17 protein-coding genes are annotated in these 24,408 nt (G+C 43.2%); 1 reads left to right on the top strand and 16 read right to left on the bottom strand.

The window, feature by feature from the left end:
• Positions 1-16: 16 nt before the first annotated feature.
• The 3 genes from CEF13_RS09015 to CEF13_RS09005 all read right to left on the bottom strand — a co-directional run bounded on the left by CEF13_RS09015 (position 17) and on the right by CEF13_RS09005 (position 3,216).
• Positions 17-892, bottom strand: a complete 876-nt coding sequence (locus CEF13_RS09015; RefSeq protein WP_166742809.1) for a carbohydrate ABC transporter permease — start codon at positions 890-892, stop codon at positions 17-19.
• Positions 893-912: 20 nt separating this feature from the next.
• A complete protein-coding gene (locus CEF13_RS09010; RefSeq protein WP_244917062.1) occupies positions 913-1,716 on the bottom strand; it encodes a carbohydrate ABC transporter permease in 804 nt (267 codons plus the stop codon).
• 159 nt (positions 1,717-1,875) lie between these two features.
• Complete coding sequence (locus tag CEF13_RS09005; RefSeq protein WP_102710378.1) at positions 1,876-3,216, bottom strand: ABC transporter substrate-binding protein; 1,341 nt, start codon at positions 3,214-3,216, stop codon at positions 1,876-1,878.
• A 312-nt stretch (positions 3,217-3,528) separates the two neighbouring features.
• Here CEF13_RS09005 and CEF13_RS09000 point away from each other — a divergent pair, with 312 nt between their 5' ends.
• Positions 3,529-4,215, top strand: coding sequence for a cupin domain-containing protein (locus CEF13_RS09000; protein ID WP_102710377.1), 687 nt, complete (start codon positions 3,529-3,531; stop codon positions 4,213-4,215).
• A gap of 72 nt (positions 4,216-4,287) precedes the next feature.
• On the opposite strand, the gene CEF13_RS08995 is transcribed toward CEF13_RS09000, so the two are convergent.
• The 13 genes from CEF13_RS08995 to CEF13_RS08935 all read right to left on the bottom strand — a co-directional run bounded on the left by CEF13_RS08995 (position 4,288) and on the right by CEF13_RS08935 (position 24,380).
• Positions 4,288-6,306, bottom strand: a complete 2,019-nt coding sequence (locus tag CEF13_RS08995; RefSeq protein WP_102710376.1) for a glycoside hydrolase family 2 TIM barrel-domain containing protein — start codon at positions 6,304-6,306, stop codon at positions 4,288-4,290.
• Between the two features lie 29 nt (positions 6,307-6,335).
• Complete coding sequence (locus CEF13_RS08990) at positions 6,336-7,208, bottom strand: glycoside hydrolase family 16 protein (protein WP_102710375.1); 873 nt, start codon at positions 7,206-7,208, stop codon at positions 6,336-6,338.
• A 13-nt stretch (positions 7,209-7,221) separates the two neighbouring features.
• Positions 7,222-8,157: a carbohydrate ABC transporter permease gene (locus tag CEF13_RS08985; protein ID WP_102710374.1), complete on the bottom strand. Its 936-nt coding sequence runs from the start codon at positions 8,155-8,157 to the stop codon at positions 7,222-7,224.
• A gap of 13 nt (positions 8,158-8,170) precedes the next feature.
• Positions 8,171-9,031: a carbohydrate ABC transporter permease gene (locus CEF13_RS08980; RefSeq protein ID WP_102710373.1), complete on the bottom strand. Its 861-nt coding sequence runs from the start codon at positions 9,029-9,031 to the stop codon at positions 8,171-8,173.
• Positions 9,031-11,286, bottom strand: coding sequence for a DUF5696 domain-containing protein (locus CEF13_RS08975; protein ID WP_102710372.1), 2,256 nt, complete (start codon positions 11,284-11,286; stop codon positions 9,031-9,033). Before CEF13_RS08975 ends, CEF13_RS08980 begins: the two co-directional genes overlap by 1 nt.
• The gene (locus CEF13_RS08970) at positions 11,273-13,312 is read right to left on the bottom strand and encodes a YIP1 family protein (protein WP_102710371.1); all 2,040 of its coding nucleotides are present in this window, start codon (positions 13,310-13,312) and stop codon (positions 11,273-11,275) included. Before CEF13_RS08970 ends, CEF13_RS08975 begins: the two co-directional genes overlap by 14 nt.
• A gap of 11 nt (positions 13,313-13,323) precedes the next feature.
• Positions 13,324-14,196 carry a carbohydrate ABC transporter permease gene (locus CEF13_RS08965; RefSeq protein ID WP_102710370.1) on the bottom strand — a complete coding sequence of 291 codons (873 nt, stop codon included), beginning with the start codon at positions 14,194-14,196 and terminating at the stop codon, positions 13,324-13,326.
• A gap of 11 nt (positions 14,197-14,207) precedes the next feature.
• Entirely contained in the window at positions 14,208-15,095 is an 888-nt protein-coding gene (locus tag CEF13_RS08960; protein WP_102710369.1) for a carbohydrate ABC transporter permease, read from the bottom strand.
• Positions 15,092-18,064 carry an extracellular solute-binding protein gene (locus tag CEF13_RS08955; protein WP_102710368.1) on the bottom strand — a complete coding sequence of 991 codons (2,973 nt, stop codon included), beginning with the start codon at positions 18,062-18,064 and terminating at the stop codon, positions 15,092-15,094. Before CEF13_RS08955 ends, CEF13_RS08960 begins: the two co-directional genes overlap by 4 nt.
• An 81-nt stretch (positions 18,065-18,145) precedes the next feature.
• Positions 18,146-19,561 (bottom strand): type 2 periplasmic-binding domain-containing protein, encoded by a 1,416-nt coding sequence (locus CEF13_RS08950; protein WP_102710367.1) that lies wholly within the window; start codon positions 19,559-19,561, stop codon positions 18,146-18,148.
• Positions 19,562-19,757: 196 nt separating this feature from the next.
• On the bottom strand, positions 19,758-20,771 hold the full coding sequence (locus CEF13_RS08945; protein WP_102710366.1) for a LacI family DNA-binding transcriptional regulator: 1,014 nt from the start codon (positions 20,769-20,771) through the stop codon (positions 19,758-19,760).
• A gap of 233 nt (positions 20,772-21,004) precedes the next feature.
• Positions 21,005-22,609, bottom strand: a complete 1,605-nt coding sequence (locus tag CEF13_RS08940; protein ID WP_102710365.1) for a response regulator transcription factor — start codon at positions 22,607-22,609, stop codon at positions 21,005-21,007.
• Entirely contained in the window at positions 22,602-24,380 is a 1,779-nt protein-coding gene (locus CEF13_RS08935; protein ID WP_244917061.1) for a cache domain-containing sensor histidine kinase, read from the bottom strand. The genes CEF13_RS08940 and CEF13_RS08935 overlap by 8 nt, the downstream gene beginning before the upstream one ends.
• Positions 24,381-24,408 lie beyond the last annotated feature (28 nt).

Below are 24,408 nucleotides of genomic sequence, written 5' to 3'. Positions count from 1 at the left end.
AACTAAGACTCGTTCATTAGCCTTTAATAGCACCCTCAGTCAAGCCTTTCTCAATGAACCGTTGAATAAATAAATAGACAACCATAACTGGTATGACTGTAAGGGAGACTGCGCTCGCCATAAGTCCGAAATCTGTTCCGTACTGTGAGCTAATCTCATTTAATAAAGCGACAATTGGGCGCACATTCTCTTTATTCACAAATATTAAGGAAGAAAACAAATCATTATAAGACCACAAGAAAACGAAAATACTGGCTGATGCAAATACGGGCCTAGATACTGGCAAAAATATTTTCGTAAACATTTTATATCGGTCACAGCCGTCAATAAACGCTGCTTCCTCTAAATCCTTCGGAATGGTAGCCATAAATCCGGCAATAACTAATATAGCAAAAGCTAAATTACCAGAAGTATGAGGCAATATCAGTCCTAAGTAAGTATTCACCAATTTCCATTTGATCAGAAGCTCATAAACGGGAACAATTGTCGCGAATGTAGGGATTAATAAGGTAGCGACCAGCAGGGAATAAATGACATTCCTTCCGCGGAATCGAAATCTTGCGATCACATATGCGGCCAAGCCGCCAAATATTAAAACCAACAAAACTGTGCTAATGGACATAATCAAGCTGTTCATATAGCTATGTCCCATATTGATTCGATCAAAAGCTTTCTCATAATTCGTCATAACGGGATTCGACGCGAAGCGGAATGAATTGTTCATAACATCTCTAGACACTTTGAACGAGTTGTTCACTACCCAGAACAGCGGATAGATCGTTGTTAAAGCCCACAAGGATAAACAAATATAAACAAATATATCACTTGCTCCAAAACGTCTTTCTAATCTCGCCATTTTCTTCGTGCGTGTAACCCTATTTACTTGTTGCATTTGCAGCCCCCCTTCCCCCGTTAGTAAGTTACTTCTTCTTTTTTCAACAATCGATTCGTTAGAACCGACAACAGTACGCCGAAAACAACGATATAGACAGCTATTGTTGAACCGTAGCCAAAGTTCAAATCAATCATCGCTTTCTTGTACATATAAGTTCCTAGTACTTCCGTACCGTTCTGGCCCCTTGCCAAAATCCAAATAAAATCAAACACCTTCAGCGTACCGGTAATAGCCAATATGATTACAACCTTGATATCACTCATAATTAAAGGAATAGTTAGATAAACGGTTTTCTTAAATCCGGAAATGCCTTCTATCTTCGCCGCTTCGTAGAAATCCGAAGGAATTTTGGACATCGCGGTTAGGAACAAAATAAAATAAAAACCGACATAATGCCATACCGTTGGAACTGCGATCGCCTTCAACGCGCTTGTCTCACTCAGCCATAACACTTTATCCATCCCGAAATTGGACAGAGCGCTGTTCAATAAGCCGAATTGATAGTTGTAGATCAATACGAACATTAAACTGATTGCAGCGCCGGATATTACGATTGGGAAAAAGAACACCGTCCGGTAAAAGGCTTTCCCCCATTTAATGCTGTCAACCATAACAGCCAGCACTAATGCAAAACCGACTTGAAAAATGACAACATAAAGCATGATTTCTAACGTATTTAACGTTGCCGCACCGAGCAAATCATCCGAAAACATCCGTTTGTAATTTTCGAATCCAACGAATTTCTTCTCAAAAAATCCTTTTGTCCGGAAAAAGCTTAAATAAATACTTTTAAGAAAAGGATAGTAAATGAAAATTGACATTAAGACCGCAGCCGGAAACAAAAATAAAAATATATACTTCTTATCGCCCTTCATACTATCACCTACGGTGTGTTTTTTTTATAATGCTTGAAATGATTTCGCCGCCCCTGCTTCAGAGGGCGGCGAGTATCATTTGAGGTTTAATGAATTGCTGCTCTATTACTTATTTGCATCCTCGATTTTTTTAGCTGCCTCAAGAGCCTCTTTAGCTGTTTTCTCACCTGTTACAATCGGTTTAATAAAGGAGCGAATCGTAGTAAACGTTTCAGGCGACATTTTGCCGTCTACTGCCGAGCTGATCGAATTAGCCTTGGAAACCATTGCAAATCCATCCAGCGCAACTTGTGGTTGGCCTGTAATTTCTACATCAGCTGCAGGTGAACCGCCGTTTGATTGTGCGATCGTCTGAATGCTTGTTTTCGAAGTCAGATGTTTCAGCAAAGCAATTGCAGTATCTTTTTTCTTCGCATCGTCAAATGTTTTTTGGGCTAAATAGAAGCCTGAGCCGAAGCCGCCAACAATATCATTACCGCTTCCTTTGCCGCCAGGAACGACAGGGTATGGAATTACGGTTGAGTTATCTTTCACTTCAGGAGACATTCCGCCAATTGCCCAAGAGCCTTCAATTAGCATAGCTGCAAGACCTTCGTAATAGTAGTTTTGCGCCATTCCAAGATCAATTGTCGCTGCATCCTTAGGGAATGCGCCCAGCTCATAAAGCTTTTTCAAACCGTTTAATCCCAATTCCCAGTTTGGATCAATATCGCCTGTTAGCGCTTTCGATTGACTTTCTGGACCAGCAGCAGTTAAGATCGAATGCTCGATCAGGTAGTGAGATTGATCGAATGGTGCAGAGATTGGAATAATTCCTTTAGCCGCGAAAGCTTTAACAGCAGCTTCTAATTTATCCCAATCCGTTGGAAGCTCAATATTGTTATCTGCGAATAGCTTTTTGTTGACGAACATGCCTTCATAATATCCTGTTACAGGTATCGACATTATTTTCCCATCAGGCTGTTTGACCAGTTCTAGAACCGCTGGATTTATGCCATCTTTCCATGCCGAATCTGAATCCAGAATATCATTCAAAGGAACCACTTTGCCTGCGTTTACAAAACCTTCAGCGTCTTTGCCGATAAAGTAGAACGTCAGGTCAGCTTCATTGCCGCTGTTCATATCTGTGTTCACTTTTGTTCTGAAGCCGTCATCATTTGCGGACATGACATCATTATCAATCGTAACGTTCGGGTGGGCATCCGTAAATTGTTTGAGAACCTTCTCGAATGCTTCCTTAGCCGGGTCAGTACCGCCGAACGTTGAGAATACGCGCAGCTTAACTGGTTCAGGAGCAGGCTCTTTCGTCGCTTCCGTCGTCGGAGCATTTGTTTCTTTCGGAGCATTAGTAGCTGCACCTTTGTTACCATTGTTGCTACCGCAAGCGGACAAAATTAAAACGAAGACTAGCGATAATGCCATTAACATCTTAGATTTTTTTCCCATTTCTGTTAATCCCCCTCGAAATAAATTGGTTTTTTGATGCGTGCATCGTCGTGCTGTATCTAAAATTTTAGGGGATTTTTCGTGATGTTACAATGCTGTAAACCGCCAAAAAGGGGGCAAATAACTCTAGAAACGGGGATAAAATTGTGCAGATGATGCTTGTCTGGGGGTAAAAAAATACTATTAATATTTAACCTATATTTCCATTTGCTAGAGCCATTAAAAATAAAAATTTCACTTTCTGAGGTGAAGGCACATAATATATCGCATCAGGCAAAAGCCTATTTTATTAAATGAAGGGTTGGGAATCTTGTGTCGGTTTCTTATTTGGACTATACTTCACCATCCATACAGTTCTCGTATGATTTAAGCAATAACCCGTTTTTCAGAAAGGATAGCCAGAATTACATTAATACTCTTTCCATCCATCAGCTTAATACTTTAGGAAATGTATCTCTTCTTGATATCTTTCTTAGCACAGGAAACGTAATCGAGCCTCATACCCATCAGAATGCTACTGAATTGGTATATTGCATTTCAGGTGCGGCTGTTGTTTCCCTCATTAATCCGTTTACGAAAGAGCTTCTCAACTTCCCTATCCAGCCAGGCCAAGTGGCTAATGTGCCACAGGGATGGTGGCATTATGAAATTGCTTCCGTTGACAATACGCATTTATTAGCCATATTCGATGCTCCGATTCCGGAGTTCATAGGCGGTTCCGATCTATTGCGATTGACGCCAGCAAGTGTGTTCGCTCATACGTACTGCCTCAATGAAGCACTTGTTAAGGAAACGTTGGCTCCTATTACAGATACCGTCTTTATTGGACCGCCGAACAGCTGCCAATCCAATCAAGTGCAAAGCGCTCAAAGTAATGCCTCAGCTAATATGTCGTATACGAGTCAAGCATACTACAACCACGGGGATGCTCAGATGCGTCAACTCTATGATTTCCCGCAGCTGCAGCCTGTTATCGGCAATGGATGGCAATATAAATAAAAACCGCTATTTAAATTAAAAAGGACAGCCAATCGGCTGTCCTTTTGCATAGTTTTTCTTTACCCTAAGGCACTAACTCTTCGGCTGCTTCACAAATCCACCCTCGTATGCGGTAAATCGTTCATAATCATGACTAAGAGCTTCTCCAACCGGCTTCATCGTTTTCCGATCCATATGATAAATACCGAATGTATCGATCCAGTTGTTGTGATTGACATACCAATCATACATAATCCAGAAATCAATGCCGACAAGAAAGCCGTCAGCCCTTTGCTCAGCCTTGCCGTCATCAGAGATGACAGCCCGCTCCATTAATGCCTGAAGCGTTTCCTTGTAGGTTTTCAGCTGCTCCGACGCCATGGTATCCTGATCGGAGGACCAATGGCCAAACTCGGTATTCCATATTGGCTTGTTCGGCCAAAGCTCATGTGCCTTCTGAAGAAAATCCTTCGTGCCGTCATAATACGTGCTGCCGTGGAATATGCCGAAATACATCGTCCAGCCCGCCACATCCAGCGGCTCCATAGAAGCATCATGCGCACCTGGCTGATCTGCCGCCGCACTTTGAGTAGTAAGCCTTCCATCCGCATAATTGTTTTTCAAATCCGCGACGAGACGTTTGTTGTATACGGTACGAAGCTCAACTTCAATAGATTCGTTCTGCGTACTCCACATCAGAATGGAAGGACTGTTGTATTGGGAAAATATCATTTCCCTCCACATTTGATCGGAGAGCCGCTTCTGCTCCTGAGCCTCGAAATGCTCGCGCCTAAATTGCCAGAGCGGAATTTCGCTGACAGTCGCAAGTCCAAGCCGGTCCGTCAATATCGTTGTGTACACATGGTTCGGATAGTGTGCTGTTCTGACGAAATTGACAAACATGGATTGCCTCATCTGAACAAGGTCATCACGAATTTGATTCCAAGTAGCTGATCGTCCTGTATCCGGCCACTCTTCATGACGCGCAACGCCAGCGAGAAACGCCGGACGTCCGTTCAACAGCAAATTCGTCCCTTCCGTCGTTACGGTACGAATGCCGAACTGCGCAGCAAAGCGATCTACCGCTTCCGCCTGATCCCCCATTGTGACTGAAAATTCTGCTACGTACAGCTCAGGCTGCCAGAATGCCCATAATCGAGGAGCTTGGATTTGTACACTGGCTTCAAATACCTGAGTCTCAAAGGGAGCGAGTGCTGCTGTCCAGCTTAAATCACCGACCCATAATGCTTCATTTCCCTTGATATCCGCAGCGAGTGGAGAATTCAAGAATGCTTCTGAATGACAATCCGCATCAAAAATATGTCCGCGAACGATCGCCTCCATTGCCTCAGAGCCGCGATTTTCTAGTACTACACTAAATTTCACTCGTCCCTCTATGTCGAGCGGCACGATATTAACTCTCGGTACGTGACATATAGAAGCACCGCTAATATATAAGTCATGTATCACGCCGGTGTAATTAAAGAAGTCTGTTCCCGGCGTAGCTGGTATAATATCGTCCCGACTGCCCCAAGGCGGATTATCAATTCGAAGCGCAATCGTGTTTAACTCGCCAATTTTTACAAAAGGAGTCAAATCGAGAGCAAACGGCGTAAATCCACCCTCATGGTAGCCGACCCAGTGTCCATTCACCCATACATCGGCTACATAGCTGATCGCAAGCGCATGCAGCGTAACCGACTTATTCAGCCATTCTGAACCCAGCGTGAATGAACGACGATACCACACACCATCTTCGTACGTTTCGCTTGAGTTCGGTTCCTCTTTCCCGCGAATCTCATTTTCTGGAAACGGCAGCTGGCGCTGCGCCCAAGTTGAATCATCAAATGCCGCATCGATACGTCCGCCGGCTTCCATACGCACACGTTCAAACCATTCGTCATTACGCTGAGACAACGAGAAATCATGATCCGCAGCAAATCTTTCCTTCTTCCAAACACCTTTCAAGTCAAGCTTCAAACGCTGCTGCGCATCAAAAGACGGTACGGGAATGCCATTCTGAAAAGGGACTGTCACTCCGTTTACTTTACGCAATTCCATCGTCGTTTGAATCATGTTCTTCTTTTCCTGCTGTACCAAACGATGATCCATTGTATATTCCTCCAATTATGATAAAAGCTCTATTTGGCAGTATCGTTATTGAAATCATAATTGCCGTTATCAGGCCGATACACTCGAACATACTCAAGCTCGAACGTTTGCGGGAAAACCGTTGTTTCATCCGGATATCCAGGCCAATTGCCGCCAACCGCCAAGTTCAGCTGCAAGAAAAAAGAACGGTCGAAAGGCGCTGGAAATGGTTCGTTGTCAGAAGCTTCATTGTTGCGCATGAACCATTTGGATGTCCGATAATACTCCTTGTCATCGACATACCATCTCATCTCGGTTGGCGTCCATTCCAGAGCAAAATCATGGAAGGCTTCTGCGAACGTCCCTTCTGACAGACTCATTTGGCCCCCTTCATAGAAATGCGGATTACCCATATGCAAGGTGCCATGCACCTGTTTCGGCTCATGCCCAAGATATTCCATAATGTCAATCTCGCCGCAGCTCGGCCATCCGCCGTATTTCTGCATATCGGTCGGCATCATCCATATGGCAGGCCACATCCCTTTGCCAAGCGGCATTTTAGCACGGAATTCAAACCTCCCGTACGTCCAATCCGCAAGCCCCTCCGTGATCAGCTTCGCTGAAGTATACGGCTTACCGCCATGCTCCTGCTTCAACGCTTTAATGACCAGCTTTCCATCCTCAATATAGGAGTTAGCTGCATCATTCGTATAAAATTGGTCTTCATTATTGCCGAATCCTGACCCTCCGGTTATATGCTTCCATTTCGTCAGGTCGATTTCTTTGCCGTCAAACTCATCGTTCCATACCAGCTTCCAACCGTTCTTCTCCTGTGGAACTTCGATCTTAGTTTCCATACTGCACCCCATCATTAATAGAATAATTACGGTAATCGTACACCCTGCATATCCGAGCCTCTTCATTCGCGCTCCCCTCTTACTCACCGGTAATACCAGCCCGGTCAACGCCTTCCACAAACCAGCGCTGCAGCACAAAGTACAAAATAAGCAGCGGAGCAATGGTTAGAATCGTTCCGGCCAACTTGATGGCTTCGTTCAGCTGGCTGCCAGGACTGCCTGGAGGATACACTTTGTTATAGCTGTCTGTAAATTTTTGGAGTTCCAGCGGTAATATCGTCAGTTCATTTCCGAAATAGAGTCCAGCTAAATACGTTTCATTCCAGTACCAGACAAATGAGAACAAAAAGACAATAATAATCGCAGGCACGGCCATAGGAACCGCAACACGGTAAAAGATTTTGAAGCTGCCCGCGCCATCGATTTCAGCAGCCTCCTCCAGCACATCCGGCATGCTTCTAAAAAACTGATAAAAAATAAGGATGAATAGTGCACTCTTTAATCCTTGGCCGAGAATGGCCGGATAAATAAACGTCTCCAGCGAACCGAGCAAACCATACTGTTTAAATAGAAGGTAAGTCGGCATCATCGTAATTTGCGGCGGGATAACGAAAGTGATCAGCATTAATACGAATAAAATTTTCTTGCATGGAAACTCGAACCTCGCGAAGCCATATCCGATAATGCCAGCCGATATCGTCTGCAGCAAAGCGGGAAGCCCCGCAACCATAATGGTTTGCATGAGCGTGTCTCGGTAATGGAGCACGTTCAACGCTCTCGAGTAGTTCTCTACATACAACGTCGATGGAATCCATTTGATCATCGAGTTGACCAAATCATCCAGACTCATAAAGCTGTTGACCAGCATGAACAGCATCGGATACAAATAGACAAATCCGATCGCGATCAGAAGGAGATAAACTACAGCCTTGAACACAAATCCGTCGTTTTCTCCCATACCGAACAACAGCTTACGGACTTTGTTCGCAGCGACTAACGTCTGTTTTTTCCACATGCAGCTCTCCTCCTTATCGTTTCTTCATTCTGAGTACACCGGTCCAAAGCGCAAGCATAAGCATAATAATAATGAAATAAATCCATGCTATTGCGGTTGCGTATCCGAACCCAGTAATAGTGCTGAACATATTATTTTTGATGAGTAAAATAATTTCATTTAGAGCAAACGTCGATACATAAACGATCGTATAGATCACATTGACGATAACGAGCGGCATAAGCACAGGCAGCGTTACTTTCCAGAAAGATTCCCATGGTGACGCACCGTCAATCCGAGCCGCCTCGTACATCGACCGATCTACCTTCTGCAGGCCTGCCAAGAATATAAGAATCTGAACGCCAGAGAACCACAAAACCATAATGATCTGCTTGAACAGATACAGAATAGGTTCAGCTAATATCGGACTTAGGCTGCTTTCAATCAGAGTAAACATGCCGTACTGCTCAATATTCGGGATCGATGACGCTCCCTGGCTAAGCAGTTCATTAATAACCGGTCCACTAGTAATGATTACAGGCAGGAAAAATATCGTCCTAAACATCCCGCGAAACTTAATCTTCTGATTAATAAGAAGAGCAATAATTAGGGAGAAAACGATAATGACCGGCACGTTAAGCACCATTTCCATCAAATAATTCAGCAGCTTCTCTACAAATACCGGGTCGGAAAAAAATGCGTAATTGAAATTATCGAATCCGACATATTTCGTCTTCACTCCGACTGGCGTGATTTTCACCTGATGGAAACTAAGAAACAAAGAATATAGCATAGGATACAAAGTGAAAATGAGAAATCCGACGATCCACGGTGAGACAAATGCAACTCCGATGACTGCCTTCCTGCGCTTGTTTGATATTTTTAGCTTGGCCATCAGCGGTTCACCTCTTTTACTTGAAAGCCTTTTGCCGGTACGCTAATGCCTTCCCATTGATAATCACGGCTCGTATAATTGACGAGCACTTCAATTCCGTTATCATACGTAACTTTCACAATGCCGTCGCTCAGTCGCTCATGGTTTTGCATCTTTGCACCGATTGTCGGCTGCAGCGCTTCGTTCAGAATACGATAGGTATCCGTCATCGATTCGCTCCAATCTGCATAAGCGGACGTGTAGACATCATTGGAATTCGTATGCTTCAGCTTGTAGGAAGTCTCATACGTTAAATAATAGGACGGATACGAAGCTGTTTCGATCATACGCAGCAGACTTGCCTGCGGATTGGCGAAGAAGTTGCTGTAAGGAGCAAAATAATCCTTGTAGCCCTTCAGCACCATTTGCACAAACGGCACGGTCTCACTAATATAAATGTATTGCGATGTATCCATTGGAACGTCTAGCACGCGATCCGCAAAAGGAAGCATATAATCATTTGGCCTATACATCAGTATCGAAGGCATCGTTTCCGAGAGCGTTTGCATGGACGCTTTATACGTTTCCGCTGTTTGGCTGCGGCTTGACGAGCCATTGCTTGTCATCTCGGAGAAGAGAACAGAACCGGTCGTATCTACCGCAATTCCGGAAATATTCTGTTCCGCATACAGCTTCGCATTTTGCTTAACAAGACTGCTAGTCGTTTCTGCTGATAAATAGTACAGCGTTTTGTATACTTCATCATAGGTCGGTATCGTCAAAATTGACTTATCGATTTTTTTGGCTGCATGTGATCGGACAGAAAATCGTTTAGACCCTTCATTGCCGATTGTAAAATCACTGTACAAATAAAGAGGGGTGCCTATTTCATTGAGCGATGCAGCGAGTCGCTGGAAATCCTTCTTGGAGCCCAGCGCCGTCTCGTACTTAACTGGCGAAGGACTTGTTCCCGAATAACCGCCTTCATTCCAGCCCTTGTAGACGACATTCACATTGTCAATTCCATTAGTCCTCATGTCCTCCAGCATTTTTTCCAATTGTCCAACTGTGGTCATTGGAATAAGTCGCTTCGATAACATTCCATTTTCTGTATCGGCTCCAAGAACATCCATTTGCATAGGAATCTTTGCATCTGCGTCTTCGTTTTTCCTCGCAAGGATAGACTTCTCTTCCAGATAGGCTTGATACGTCTTAGCCATTCCAACATAGCTTGCGTCCTTACCGCTTAGGAACGTATAACGAATTCCAATATCCTCTGGGTTACGAGACTTCTCATATACGATGATACCGCCAAGCGATCGACTCGTCGGTTGAAGATAAGATTCCCGCGATAGAAACTGTGCAGTTGTCCAGTTATACGGCGTATTCACACCATTCGGATACGCAACTATCTTCGCGTTATATTGGCCGTTCTCTACAATTCCGAATAGTCCGTTTCCTCCTTCGCCGTGCACGATACCGAATACAGGGTATTGCACGGTAAGCGGCGGATTAGTGAATATACCACGGTTAACGCTCTCAATTCCTTCGTTAATGCCATAAATTTTCGCTTCGAAAGGGATTTTGAACTTCCCCTTATTGTCCGCAAGCCGGATCAATGCCCCTGAACCATCTGGAATGAACATATACCCTTCTTTTTCTCCAGCCTTGGTTGCACCGAGAAACGGATATACAAAAACAGAACCCAGTTTCTTATTATTTCCTTCCATTATGCTTTGCTGTGGAATACGGACAACCAATTGATCCTGCTCAAGCATGACGAAGAGCTCCATCCCGATTTGGAGATCGTTTAGACGGATAATGGCTTTAAATCCATTATCAAGAGTTTCGAATGTGATAGATTTGTTTGCTTGCGAGACAATATCTGTCCGTATCGCATTAGGTTTGTTTTCTTGAAAATATTCTAATGACAATCCAGATGCCATAAAGTTTCTCCAAGATTCATTAGAGTCAGAGTCTATGATCTCTGAGGACCACACATAGCCCGAGCTTTTGTCCATCACTTGAATAGACAAGCTTTCTTCCTTGAGCCATAGCTCCAGTCGATTATTGTCTGCCACCTTGCGATATTCAGGCGATAGCTTCGCCCCCGTCGCCTCTTTCTCAGAAAACGCTGTCTGAAGCTCAGCATCTGAAATCGAATTTATACCCTTATTAGAACGAGCGTTACCGAACAACAGTAAATACACTACGGCAATAGCTGCTAATAGGATGCCGGCGGTTGCAACAGATCTTATCCAATTAGAGTTCCGCACGAACCATCAGCTCCCGTATAACAGAGTAAACAAAATCAAACACTTGATCGAGCAGTACATAAATAATAAATACGACTAGGCTTAAGATCAGCATACCGAATAATGTAATTAGAATATTGCCTATCGTTTCACGGACAGTGTAATCGTGGATTTCCTTCACCATAATAAATAGGAGCACCGCACACCAAACGATTATAATCGTATTGGCGAAGCTGTACAGGAAAGCATCATTGTTTGTAAGTACATTCGAAACGATGACGATAAACGGACTGAATACCAAGTAGGGTGCCATCGCATAAATCGTACCTTTGAACACCTCGGAAAATTTGCCTTCGCCTTCATTTATTGTACTTACCAAGTAGTTAGCGATAATCCAAAGCGCAATCGGAGCAAATACTATTCCAATTTCCTTTAATAGGATCAAGCTGGACGGCTCTACATTGTTGAATATAAAGCCCGTGTAATACAACGCAAACACATATTCTACGAAGAAGAGTGCATAGAAGAAAGCTGCGGACCAATGTGATGCCTTCTGCTCTTCCTTAATGCCATAAAAACCTTCAAAAGGATTTTTAATAAACCGGAATATAAACCGTATTTGACGAATAAACGTTGTTGATAAAATCTGATTCTTAATTCGATGTAAAGAATCAAACATACCGGTTTTTCGTTGCAGCCAGCGCAGCAGCAGTCGCAGCAAGAACAGTACGATCACGATGTAAATGACATAGATCAAATTGTTTTGGAGCCAGCTATTGCGAACTTCCCAGAAAGCATTTGAGTAGCCTTCCTTGTCATTTGCAATAACATATTCCTCGATCGCTTCCGTATATAATTGCTGTTTGTAGTAAGCATCTGCCAGTCCTTTATGTGCCAAGTCAAACAAATTATTTCTTTTCAACACTTGACTCCATGGCTCTCGGCTCTTGACGTAATGCCCTTCCTTATATAGCTCAAGCGCATGGTGCACCATGCTTGTGAACTCGGTAGGCTCGAATACTTGGATATTATTCCGTTCTTTATCGACAACATAAATGTTCTCACGTGAATCAACAGCAATGCCAGACGCATTTATGAACATGCCGACCCGCGACTTCCCATCATCGGGCGCCCCAAATGAGAACAATAAATTGCCTTCCGTGTCGAATTCGAAAATAATGCCATTTTGACTAATTGTATAAATATTTCCGCTTTTTGAAATGAATAAGTCCGTATAAAGCGGATGAAACGTCATATCCGTTGGCAATAGATTAAAGCCGGAAATGTTTAAGCGTTTGACAGAACTTCCATCATTGCCTTGGGTTATGGTATAGATTAACCCCTTCTCATCAATATCGATGCTTGTGGGTGAAGGCGGCACGTTCTTGAACAGCTTTGCTCTCTGTGCATCGGTAAAGAAGAAGCGCTCCAGCATAACACGTAAATTCGCCTGCGATTCGTTGCTGCCGAAATATCCGAGAAAGTCGCCATACGAGCTCATTTGAATGACTCCGTTCGTCGATCCCTCGCTTATGATATATACGTTCCCGCGCTTATCTACCGTTACTTTCATTGGTTTGAATGGATTGTTCTTTCCAAAGAGCGGAGAATCCGGCCTTACAAACGTTTGCTTCACTTCATTATCAGCACCAAATTTTACAACTTGGCTGATTCCGCTGTCTGCTACATACACATTGCCCTGATGATCAACGAACACACCCGTCGGCATCTTCAAGACATCTTCCCCAATAATTTGAATCAAATGTCCTTCCTCATCAATGACGACGATGCGATGGTTGTTCGTGTCTGCAACGTAAATACGGTTAAGCGCATCAATATAAATATCGGAAGGCCCGGAAAAATCAAGATCGCCGACCTTCTCGATTGATTTCGAAGGATGATAAGCATCCTGAGTTCGAACAAAATGCCTGTTATGGTCTTCCGTATAGGTCTTGTAAGGCGCCTCCGCCAACACCAGGGTTGAGGAATCAAGCCATAGGAAGACGACCAGAACAAGCAACAAGACCTTGCCGTTAATGTTCTTCATGGGAGTCTCCTCTATTTCAGTCCTGAATGCGCCATTGTGTTCATCACTTTACTTTGCAGCAATATAAAAATAACGAGGTTAGGAACAAACATAAGCAGAGATGCTGCCGCCGACATGCCTTGACCTGCAATCGTATTGCCAGATCCCGATGCGACCGAGCTCATAAAGAAAGACAATGTCTTCAAGCTCTCATCGTTGACATAGTAATTGGAAGTCTCAATATTGTTCCAAACAGCCTGAAAGGCTAGAATCGCAACTGTTGCAAGTGCCGGCTTGATGACTGGTACAATGACCTTTCGGAATACAGTGAATTCGCTTGCCCCATCCATTATCGCGGCTTCTTTAAGCTCTTCAGGCACTTGATCAATGAACTGCTTGAGCAAGAATAGCCCTATCGGCATCGCCAGCAGCGGCAATATATGAGCAAAATAGGTATCCAGCAAGCCAGTTTGATCTACGACCAAATACCGTGGAATTTGTACGGCGATGGGCACGAACATTAGGGCAAGCGTGTTAATCTCAAACATCGCCTTGCGCAGCTTAAATTTCATCTTCGCCATCGCATATGCAGCCAAAGCACTTATAAATACCGATAGAAACATGACCGAGACTGTTACTAAAAGGCTGTTGAAAATAAACCGGCTGAACGGAATACCGGAGGTTGACGTCGTAACAAATAAATCTCTAAAATTATCAAACGTCGGCTGCTGCACGAGAAAGCGCGGCGGGAATGCAAACAGCTCATCAATTGGCTTGAAAGCATGAGATATAATAAATACAATCGGCAGCATCATAAAAAATGCCAAAGGAATGAGAACGGCATAAAACTTCAACTGGCTCGTGTGGAATTTGGATGGATTTACTTTAGTACCTTGATAAGACAAGCTTGCACCCCCTACTCTTTCTCACCGAATAATTTCCATGAAAGCTTTGAAAGCATATATACACCTATGAGCAGAACAACTGATATGGCGCTTGCATATCCCATCTCATATCGAATCAGACCATAATCTGCAATGTGGTTGACGATCAATTGTCCAGCGTACTGAGGTGTCGGATTTCCTCCTGAGAGCTGAACCCCGATTTCTCCGGCTTGGAAGGTCGTAACGACCGCCATAACCGCGCCGAACAGCATCTGCGGCTTCATCGATGGAATAGTAATATAAATAATTTCCTGGAATCGATTCTGAATCCCATCGATATATCCAGCTTCATAAATCGTTTGGTCAATGTTCAGAACTCCGGCTAACATCGCAAGGAATCCTACGCCCATGCTGCTCCAAAGCGACACGATGATCATAATGGTCATCAAATATTCCGGAGATTGCAGCCACTGAATAGGGGCATTGATCAGCCCTAAATTAAGCAGCAATGAGTTAATATATCCCGCCTGATCGCCGCTGAAAATGATCGTCCAGACGACAGACATCGCTACGCCCATCGTCATGGAAGGAGAATAAATAATGAGTGCGAGAACGGTCCGCGGCTTGCTAGGGATTTGCGCCAGCATCCACGCGAGCAGGAAGGATATAATATACCCCCCCGGACCTACGATCAAAGCAAACTTAATCGTGTTGGGCAGAACATTTTGCATAAAAATTTCATCATGAGTAAGCAGATCGATATAGTTTTTGAATCCGATCCACACCGGTGCCTCTACCGTATTAAAGTAAGTAAGGGAGAGAGCTGCTGCCACCAATACGGGGATAATGATGAACGTGCCGAACATTAAAATATAAGGCGTCAGAAATAGATAAGCTTCATTCCATCTGCGTGTCTTCATTTTCGCTCAACCCACTTGTCTATCGTTGTTATGGTCGGAACCGGATACGGCTTGATCATTTTGCCTTTTGCATAATAACCGAATTCTTCCATTTTGCGCAGTATTTCACGATTCGTTCTGACCACCGCATCATCAATGGCCGTTCGCGGATTGTCTCCGTTAAACACGACTCGGTTCCATACATTGCTAATTTCCCTCTCAACCATGTAAGCGCCTGGAACGCGAGAAGCTTCTCTCACCCATTCGAATTGTTCAGAAATAATCTTCTTATCTTCTTCCGGCCAAGGAACCTGCTCGAGCGCCTCAAGATTTGCTGTGTTCCACATAAATGTCATACCATAGGTAGTCTGCATGAGATTCGCAAATTCAACCTGAACGGGAGTAGATAACCACCAATCAAGAAACTGCCAGGATTGCTCCGCATATTTGGTTCCTTCAAAAATCATCCCTGTTTGCCCGCCTGACGGCGCCCATCTCGCTACAGTTCCATCCGGCTTCTCCACACCTGGGTGCAGTGCAATCTTCCACGTGTTGGCGATTTCTGGTGCAGCTGCCTTCAATTGAATGTACGTATTAAAGTCAGATATGCCAATCGGCATCGTACCATAACGGAAATGATGGTAGAAATTAGGTACGTCCTGCGGCAAATTATAAATCGTAAATAAATCGGTCATAAATTTCATGCCTTCAAGCGCATGCTCGCTATCGATTGCCGTGTTCATTCCGCTCTCATCAAACAATTCTCCGTCAAACTGATAAATAAACGGTGTCGTTGCATTAAATGGCTTGAAGCCCTTGTATAGAGCGAGAGGCTCGTAGAAATTCATACCGAGCCGCTGCAGCTCAGGCAGCATTTCTACTACCTCCTCCCAAGTATCCGGTGGGGTCAGCTTGAGAGAATCCAAAATGTCCTTACGATAAAACAGTACCCAGAAATTTTGTGTTTCCGGCAATGCGTATACGCCATCCTCGAACGAGAATGGAATAATAGCTCCTTTAGAGAATCGCTTGATTGTCTCCTCATAACCTTTGAATTGCCGCAGATCCATAGCGGCATTTCGAATAGCCAGCTCATAAGGGATCCAGTTGCTTACCCCTAGTGCGACATCAGGTTGACGATTGGATGCATTAGCGAGTACGAGCTTATTTTCATCCGGCATAATAGACAACTTGACCGCGATACCCGATTGCGGCGTGAACTGCTCATCAATCATTTTCTGCATGAGCTCAACGAACGGTCTTGGTCGATTGACCCAAACCTCCAGCTCACCATTTATTTTGTTCGAGCTTGAATAGGATTGTTTCGTAAAAGATAAGAAAAAGCGTTTAACGGTTTCCCACAGCTTTTCAAAAAAACCTGCATTGGGAGAAGGGAGCTTCCCTTCCTGAAAAACATAAATACGATCAAGTGCAAGAGGTGACTTCGAAATGCTCTGCAAAAGCGTACCAAGCAATTGAGATGCAGACGCTGACCCCTCAGAAAACAGATTTAAACGATTGGGTAATTCATTCGGGTCTTTCGCCAGCGATCGCAATTGCTTAGAAGCCAACTTCAGATTGACGACTTCACCGATCTCTTTCACCTTCGGATTAAGCGCACTGATCTCCACAAAGTGTTGATCAAGATCATCCGCAAAGCCTTCAAGCTGTTGTTTGATATCTGGCATATATTCAACAAGATTCCAGTCACGGTACAAATCCAGCTTATTGCCAGTCAGCTTCTTAATTTCAAGTGTCATTCGGCTGATCTCTTTCATTTTCATGAAGATATCCTCAGCCAGAGAACGCATGTTGGATAAGTTAACTGTCATGCTTAACGTATGCTTGCCCTTTGTCATATAAAATTGATAGGGCTTCCCTTCGCTGCCTAGCGTTTCATTTCGCCATTTCTTCGTGTAAGGGAATGCATAATTGTCCACCTCACGGAAAGGTACCACTCCATCCAGCTCAATTCTGCGAAATGCAGGTAAATCATATTGCTTATCTTGCAAATATTTAATAGAAATATGATAATACCCGTCCTGAGGAACATCCAGCTCCCAAGTTAGCGATTGTCCGCCTTCTTCATAGGATCCCGCTTCTATCATATTGAGCAGAAGCTTACTTGTGTCGTAGGGTGTTACTTTGCTGTCACGCGACGAAGCAGCTCGAATAGATGAATCGTTCTTATACAGCAACTGCTCTGCTTCTGTTATGAGCAGCGTGTCAATGCGCTTGGCGCCTTCTTCTTCCGCAGGGAATCTCTTTAAATAATCTTCATACGTTTCTATTTGGGCAGGAGCTTCTACTCTAATGTTGCCAAGCAGCAATTCACCCCTGGTATTGACTAATGTAACGGTGTTTAAGCCTTTCTCTAATTTGAACTTTAAAGGCTCCATATGAAAATAACTAGAATCCATCGCATATACTGTCTGCCAGTGCTTCACTTTCTGAGATCGCGGCAGCAGCTCATTGCCGTATCGATCCCATTTCTCTGCGAGAGGCTTATTCTCCCAATTGCTCGGAAACAATAGATTGCGGCTTTCATAAAACTGATATTGTCCATTTATTTGCAAATAGCCCTCCGTGGGCAATATGCTCTCATCCAGCATGTAATAATCGAAAGCAAGCTGATATAAACCCGTTTGATCAACGTTTATATCAAATGTAATTTTCGCGTCTTTAGACCAACGCAATGTTTCTTGGTTATAATCGAAGCTGTCCTGCTGGGAAACAATTAAACCTTTGTTCTCCTTATTCTGAGAGGGTGAAACGGTAATGCTTGTGTTTGGAATGATGGGAACCTCGGACCACTCTTGAAGCTTCTCTGAATAGGTATGCTCTAATAGATTAAGCGAATCCGCTGAAGCTTCTGCCTGGGGCGCCGCCGCTTGATTCGTTTCCGCTTGTACTTGCTGCCCCTGAAAGCCGCTAACAAGAAGAGCTGTAATCATCAAGCATATCAACAATGTTCGATACGTTTTTTTCATGGTCTCTTCCCTGCCTATACATCTTTAATGCCGCAGATGCGAAAGAGAAGAATGCTTCTTCCGCATCTGCGGTCAATCGTTTTATTGGTTTAATCTTTGCAACGCTTGACTTACGAACTCATTCGCTTTGTCTTCCATCTCTTGTGCTTTATCAGCTGGTTTCAACTCGCCCGTTTCGAATTTCTCAAATATTTTCTGTTCATCCGATGCCCAGGCGCTAAATTCTCTCCAGCCCGGAAGTACTTTGTTGTAATCGGGAACTGCATCGCCTAGCAGGCCAATCGCAGCTATCGCACCACCCAGCTTCAGCTCGCCTTTCAGCTTTTCCCATACGTCAGGGAAGTCAGCAACCGGGAATTTATCGATGTTCATATCTAATTCCTTGCTAAGCTCCAGACGCTTCAACCATCCTGCTTTGCTCCATGACATAAACTTCATTAGCTCATAAGCCGCTTCTGGATGCTTCGTCGTGGAAGAAACACCGATATAATCAAGAATGACTGGCATCCTCTGACCGGCATTACCGGCTGGGTATGGATAGAAATCAACTTCGCCTGCACCGGATTTCTCCATTTCAGGCGGTAAGGAGTTCATATTCCAAGAACCATCAATACCAAATGCAACGTGGCCTTTCTGCAGTGTCCATGCATTTTCATCGCCAAATACTTTAATTTTCTCTTCTTTAGTCATATGCTCTTCGACTTTCAATCTGCGAAGTTCAAGCTTCTGATTGTATCCATCAATCCATTGTTGGTTAGTGAAATGAAATTTCTCACCATCAAATGTGTTGTAGCCTAAAGAACTATCATTCGCCATCGGCCAATGCTCATTAAAGGCCAGGTTGCCCCACGGGCCGCCTATACCATAAATATAATCGGTAGGCTTGGAAACCTTCTTAGCAATATCGATCATCTCTGTGATGGTCCAATCATAACCTGGCAGTGGAATGTTGTTTTTCTCCAGCAGCGTTTTATTCACATAAACGCCCATAATGAACTGGAAGGTAGGCGATGCTAGGCGCTTGCCGCCATATACGGCTTGCTTCGCGATATTCGGATAAATCGCTTGGGCTTCATCATCTTTTTCCCAATAAGGATTCAGATCAAGCAGCCATTCGTTCTCTACACCTACAGGTACGCTCTCTAACCAGAATACGTCAGGCAAATTGCCTGCACTTGCTGCGGATGTCAATGCATCAGTCCACGGCCAGTTAATGGATTCGTCCTTCTCAACTGTAATATTCGGGTATTTGTCCATGAAGGCTTTCATCATTTCGCCTTCCATCTTCGGGTCTTCCCAGCTTGCGAATTTTAGCGTAAACTTCTCTGTTTGCCAGGAAGGCTGCTCTTCTACTTTCGCAGAATCATTTGTTGGTTTGTTTGTAGAAGCCGTATTGGTTTCTACGTTATTCTTGTTGTTTCCACCGGAACAGGCGGCTAATACAGATACGACTAACGATAAAACCAGTAATAATGAAAACATTTTCCTACTGTTCATCTCACTATCCCCTTTTTTCGAATGATGTATCGATACACTTGCATGTACCTAAAATTGGGCCTTGATTATGGAATCGATTTCATAAGTGGATGCTAATAATTACGAAATTATATTCGTATATGTAATTACATTATTATTAACACTTGAAATCGATTTCATTTTATTAAAAAAGAGTTTTCATCATCGATAATTATGATTACACTCTCCTATAATTAGAAGAAGCACGTATACATAACTGCGAATCTACAACGACAAGGCGCTCATCATCATCCGACATCTCGCCATTGATTTTCTTGATTAGCATTTCCGCGGCGAAATAACCCATCTCAATCTTTAGTTGATTAACCGTACTAAGCGGAGGAACCAGATACCTGGAGACCCGTTCATTATCTACACCAAAAACAGCCAAATCCTCAGGAATTCTTATATTAGCTTCTCTGCACGCTTCATAAATGCCTAATGCCATCTCATCATTCGCTGAGAATACAGCCGTAAATGTGTGCCCAGCATCCCAAAGCCGTTTAATGGCTGAGTACCCGCTTTTTTTGTAGAAGCCACCATTCTCCACAAACTCAGGCCGATATGGAATACCGTGTTTCTCTAATCCCCTTATGTAGCCTTCAAGACGGTCTCGGCTGTCAATCGCATTGTCATAGCCGCTAATAAATGCAATTTCTCTGTGTCCCTGCTCGATGAGATGCTCAACGACTTGCATGGCCACATCTGTCGTATTCGTTTGGACGTTAAAGATTTTGGGATCTTCAATACTGCGTCCGATTGCTCCGATAACATATCCGCGTTCGACCAATTCCATAACGACCGGTTTGGACAATAAGGACTCAATCAGAATCATGCCGTCTACCGTCTTGTTCGTTAACAATTGAAGGTATTCGAGCTCGATTTCTTTGTTGTTTTGCGTATCACAAATAATAACTTTAAACTTCTCAGCATGCGCTTTATTCTGAATTCCCTTCACTATATTGGAGTAGTATGCAACCATAATATCCGGAACAATTATTCCAATGGTGAACGTTTTTTGCTGACGTAGATTTTTGGCTGCAGCATTAGGGACATAGTTCAATTGTTCGATGACCTTTAGAACCTTTTCCCTCGTTTTACTCTTAACCAACGGGTTATTGTTCAACACCCTGGAGACGGTAGTTGGTGATACTTTAGCCGCTTTAGCTACATCTACGATATTAAAATCCATTACAATCGACCTTTTCAATAAATTTTGTAGGAACTATTATATAAAGCGCTTTCTTTTTGCTAATTAATAATATAGCAAAAAATGAAATCGATTTCAATAACTTTATTAAAAAATTATTCCATAATAGGAAACATCCCCGCTCTACTCATTCCAAGGAAAGCCGCCAATGATCGTTGCGGTTGAAAATACGCGGAAGAGGCTGAGGCTCCTCTCCCGCTGATACCTTGTTTCACCTATATTTTTTTGCGGTATTCATGGGGGGACATGCCTGAGAAAGCACGGAATAACTTATTGAAATAACTGGAATGATCATAAGCAAGCTCTTGAGCAATCGAATCTATGCTCTGATTCGATTGATCAAGCAGCTCCTTTGCTTTTTCCATTTTTCTTTTGGTTACAAACTCAACAAAGGTTTCCCCTGTTTCTTTTTTGAAGATGCGGCTGAAGTGAGTCGGGTTAAGGTTTAGTCTTCTAGCCATTTCATCCATTGAGATTTTTTCATTGATATGTTTTATTACATATCGCTGCGCTTCCGCGACCTCTCTGCGAACAGAATGATCTTTATCCGCGCCAATAGAATTCATTTTCTCCACCAAGAATAGGAATAGCCAATCTTTCAGATGATTCAACGTGTCTATATCATATATTTTCTGCTGCAGCAGCTCAGAACTATAATTCGTCAGAAAATGATGGATAGCCGAGTACTTCAACTCCATATCCGAAACGATCTTCAATACCCAGCCGCGCACCGAATCTACCGGATATTTTTGTACATCAATATGCTTGAACCATTTCTCGATCATACTCCTCAGAAGGTCGGCATTCTCGGATTGAATCGCTTTTTTCATATCGTTTGCTGCTTCAATATAATGAATGAATAATTCCTCATCCGTGGTGTTCATTTGCTGCACTTTTTGAATTTGCATTTCTCCTGAATAGAATCGAAGTGTTTTTGTCGTTTGCAACGCATTTATCTGCTTCTTTAGCGTTATCATTGAATCAAAGCCTTCACCCAGATAAAAGGAGATACCGATTTTGATGTTGCGAAGGAACATTTTTTGAGCCTCACGCAATTCTTCCGTAATTCTGTCCATAATATTGAATTTAAGCGTCTTAGGGAACGGATAAAGAATGTAATAAGTTCTTTCATCAAAAGTCAGTACGATATGGTCTGCCAGTTGCACTGATTCATTCAATGCATTTTCTACTACAAACCGAACCTGATTAGCACCTCCAAATCGAGATTCTATATCCGAAAACCGTTCAAGCTTGCAAAGTACCGGCAAATAGCGGCAGCCTCCCATGATATGAATGCCTAAGCCCTCAGCTCTATTCGCCCACTCCGTTTCATTCCAAATCGGCTGGTCGATTAAGGATCGAAGAAATGTTGTTTTTAACGATGAAAGACCTTGGGAAACGACAGATTGCAGTTTCTGATGATCGCTCTGAACAGCTTTTTCTTTCTGAAGCTGTAAAGTTAATTGACTTAATATATCTACCAACTGATCGATACGCAATGTTTCCTTCAATATATAATCATTTACATTTAGTTTCACAGCTTGCTGTGCGAAATGAAATTCCTCATGACAGGACAAAATGACCGTCTTAAGTCCGGGCTTCATCTGGCGTACTTCTTCGATTAATTCTAAACCATTCATAATGGGCATGCCGATATCCGTAATGAGAATGTCAGGAGGCAGTTCTCTGCATGCTTGAAGCGCCTCCTCGCCATCCGAGCAAACGGCTATTAATTCTAAGCCGAGCTCACTCCAAGGGAGCGTTGCTCTCAAATATTCGAGAACTGGCATATGATCATCTGCGATGATTACTTTATGCATTATGATTTCCCTCCGATCTGGATGCGGGGAATAGGAATATAGCTGTCGTTCCTTTCTGCTGCTGGCTCTCCAAGCTCATCTGAAAAGAATCACCATAAATGAGTTTCAGGCGATTATATACATTAGTTAGCCCAATACCTGCCGTTGAGCCCTCGTAATGATCATATCTCTCCATAATTTGTTTCTTGCTTAGCTTTAAACTCTCATTTACACGACTCAGCATTTGAGGACTCATGCCGGCGCCATTATCTTCAATTGTAATACTTATTACTTCATCTGTTTTATTCACTCGAATGGAAATACGGCCTCCTCTTCTTGAAAACCCATGTTTATAACAGTTCTCAATAATGGGTTGGAGAATAAACCTTGGAACGGTTTCCAAATACAGCTCGGTATCGACTTCTATGATTGACTCAATCTGATGACGCAAAGAAAAATTCATCAATTCCATATACTGCTCAGTAATTTCGATTTCGGTTCGTAAAGGCACAGACTCTTGTTGGGATGACAAGGTCGTCCGCAGCAATGAAGATAAGGAACCTACGAGCTCAGCATTCTCGTCATCCCCTTTCATTAACAGCTTCAAACGAATAGAACTTAATACATTAAATAGAAAATGAGGGTTGATTTGCACCTGCAGCATGGCAAGCTCCGCCTGTCGCTTAAGCTCTTGCTCCAGCTTTACTTGCTCAATCATCTCTGAGATCCGGTCCAGCATATGGTCGAAAGCTCTGCCTAGCCGTCCAACCTCGTCTCCTGATCTCACGTTTGATCGAATTTGCAAATCACCTGTTTCAACTTGGATAGCTACATCACTTAATATACGTATCGGTTTCGTAAATCTCCGGAGCAAATAGGCGAGAAACAGTAGAAATCCAGCGACAAACAGAACTTGTAATAAAATACCTGATCGGTATATTCGGTTCACTTTATCCGTTAATTGCTCATACGGGACCAAGCTCACCAAGGACCAATTTGCATAATGAACAGGCATCGAGACATAGATTTGATTTTGTCCGGCTAAATTGATAATACCCGGTGATACAAACGTACTAGTCGTCATCAGACTTCTGAAATCCTTACCAATGTTTTCTTCATTTCGATGTGATACTATTCCTTGATTCTGATCCAACAGATAGATATCCTCAGACAGATTGTCCATAATATCGCTAATCGAATTTTCCGTACGGCTTACAATTAAATAACCAAAAGGCACAGAGGAATAGTCCGTCAAGGCGCGTGCAGTCATAATAACAAAATGATCGTTCTCTGCTTGCTTTTTCAAATAATTAGGTTGTACGCCCAAATACAGCGTATCATAGGGCGATAATTGCGATAAATTGTGAAACCACGGCATCTCCCTGAAGGATGAAGGATTGTATTCGTAATAAGAATAATTGGAGTAGGAGCGTCCATCTCTCATTAGCAAGCTAAGTCGGATATCAGGACGAGCACTTGCCATCTGTTCCAATTGGGCAGTGACTGCCATAGCTACTATCGGATCATCCGGTTTATGAAGTGCGCTCCTTAGCTCATCGTTAAATTGAACCCGATTGGATACTTCAACCATTTCTTCTAGAAGGCCATGAATTTGATATTGGACTATTCTTAAAGACTGATTTGCACTGTTTAATGCTTGTTCACGAATAATTTTTTGAGAGAAAGAACTCGTGCTATAAAGCATAATAACGGTAGGAACTACTAAACAAGCAATAGACGTCGCGATCAATCTTTGTCGAAAAGACAGCTTACGAATGATGTTCAATCTCAAACTAATTCCGACCTTCCTTTTTAAAATC

Source organism: Paenibacillus castaneae (assembly GCF_002884445.1).
GTDB lineage: Bacteria > Bacillota > Bacilli > Paenibacillales > Paenibacillaceae > Pristimantibacillus > Pristimantibacillus castaneae.
The sequence above is the reverse complement of the archived record's forward strand: the minus strand, read 5'-3'. Positions and strand labels throughout refer to the sequence as shown.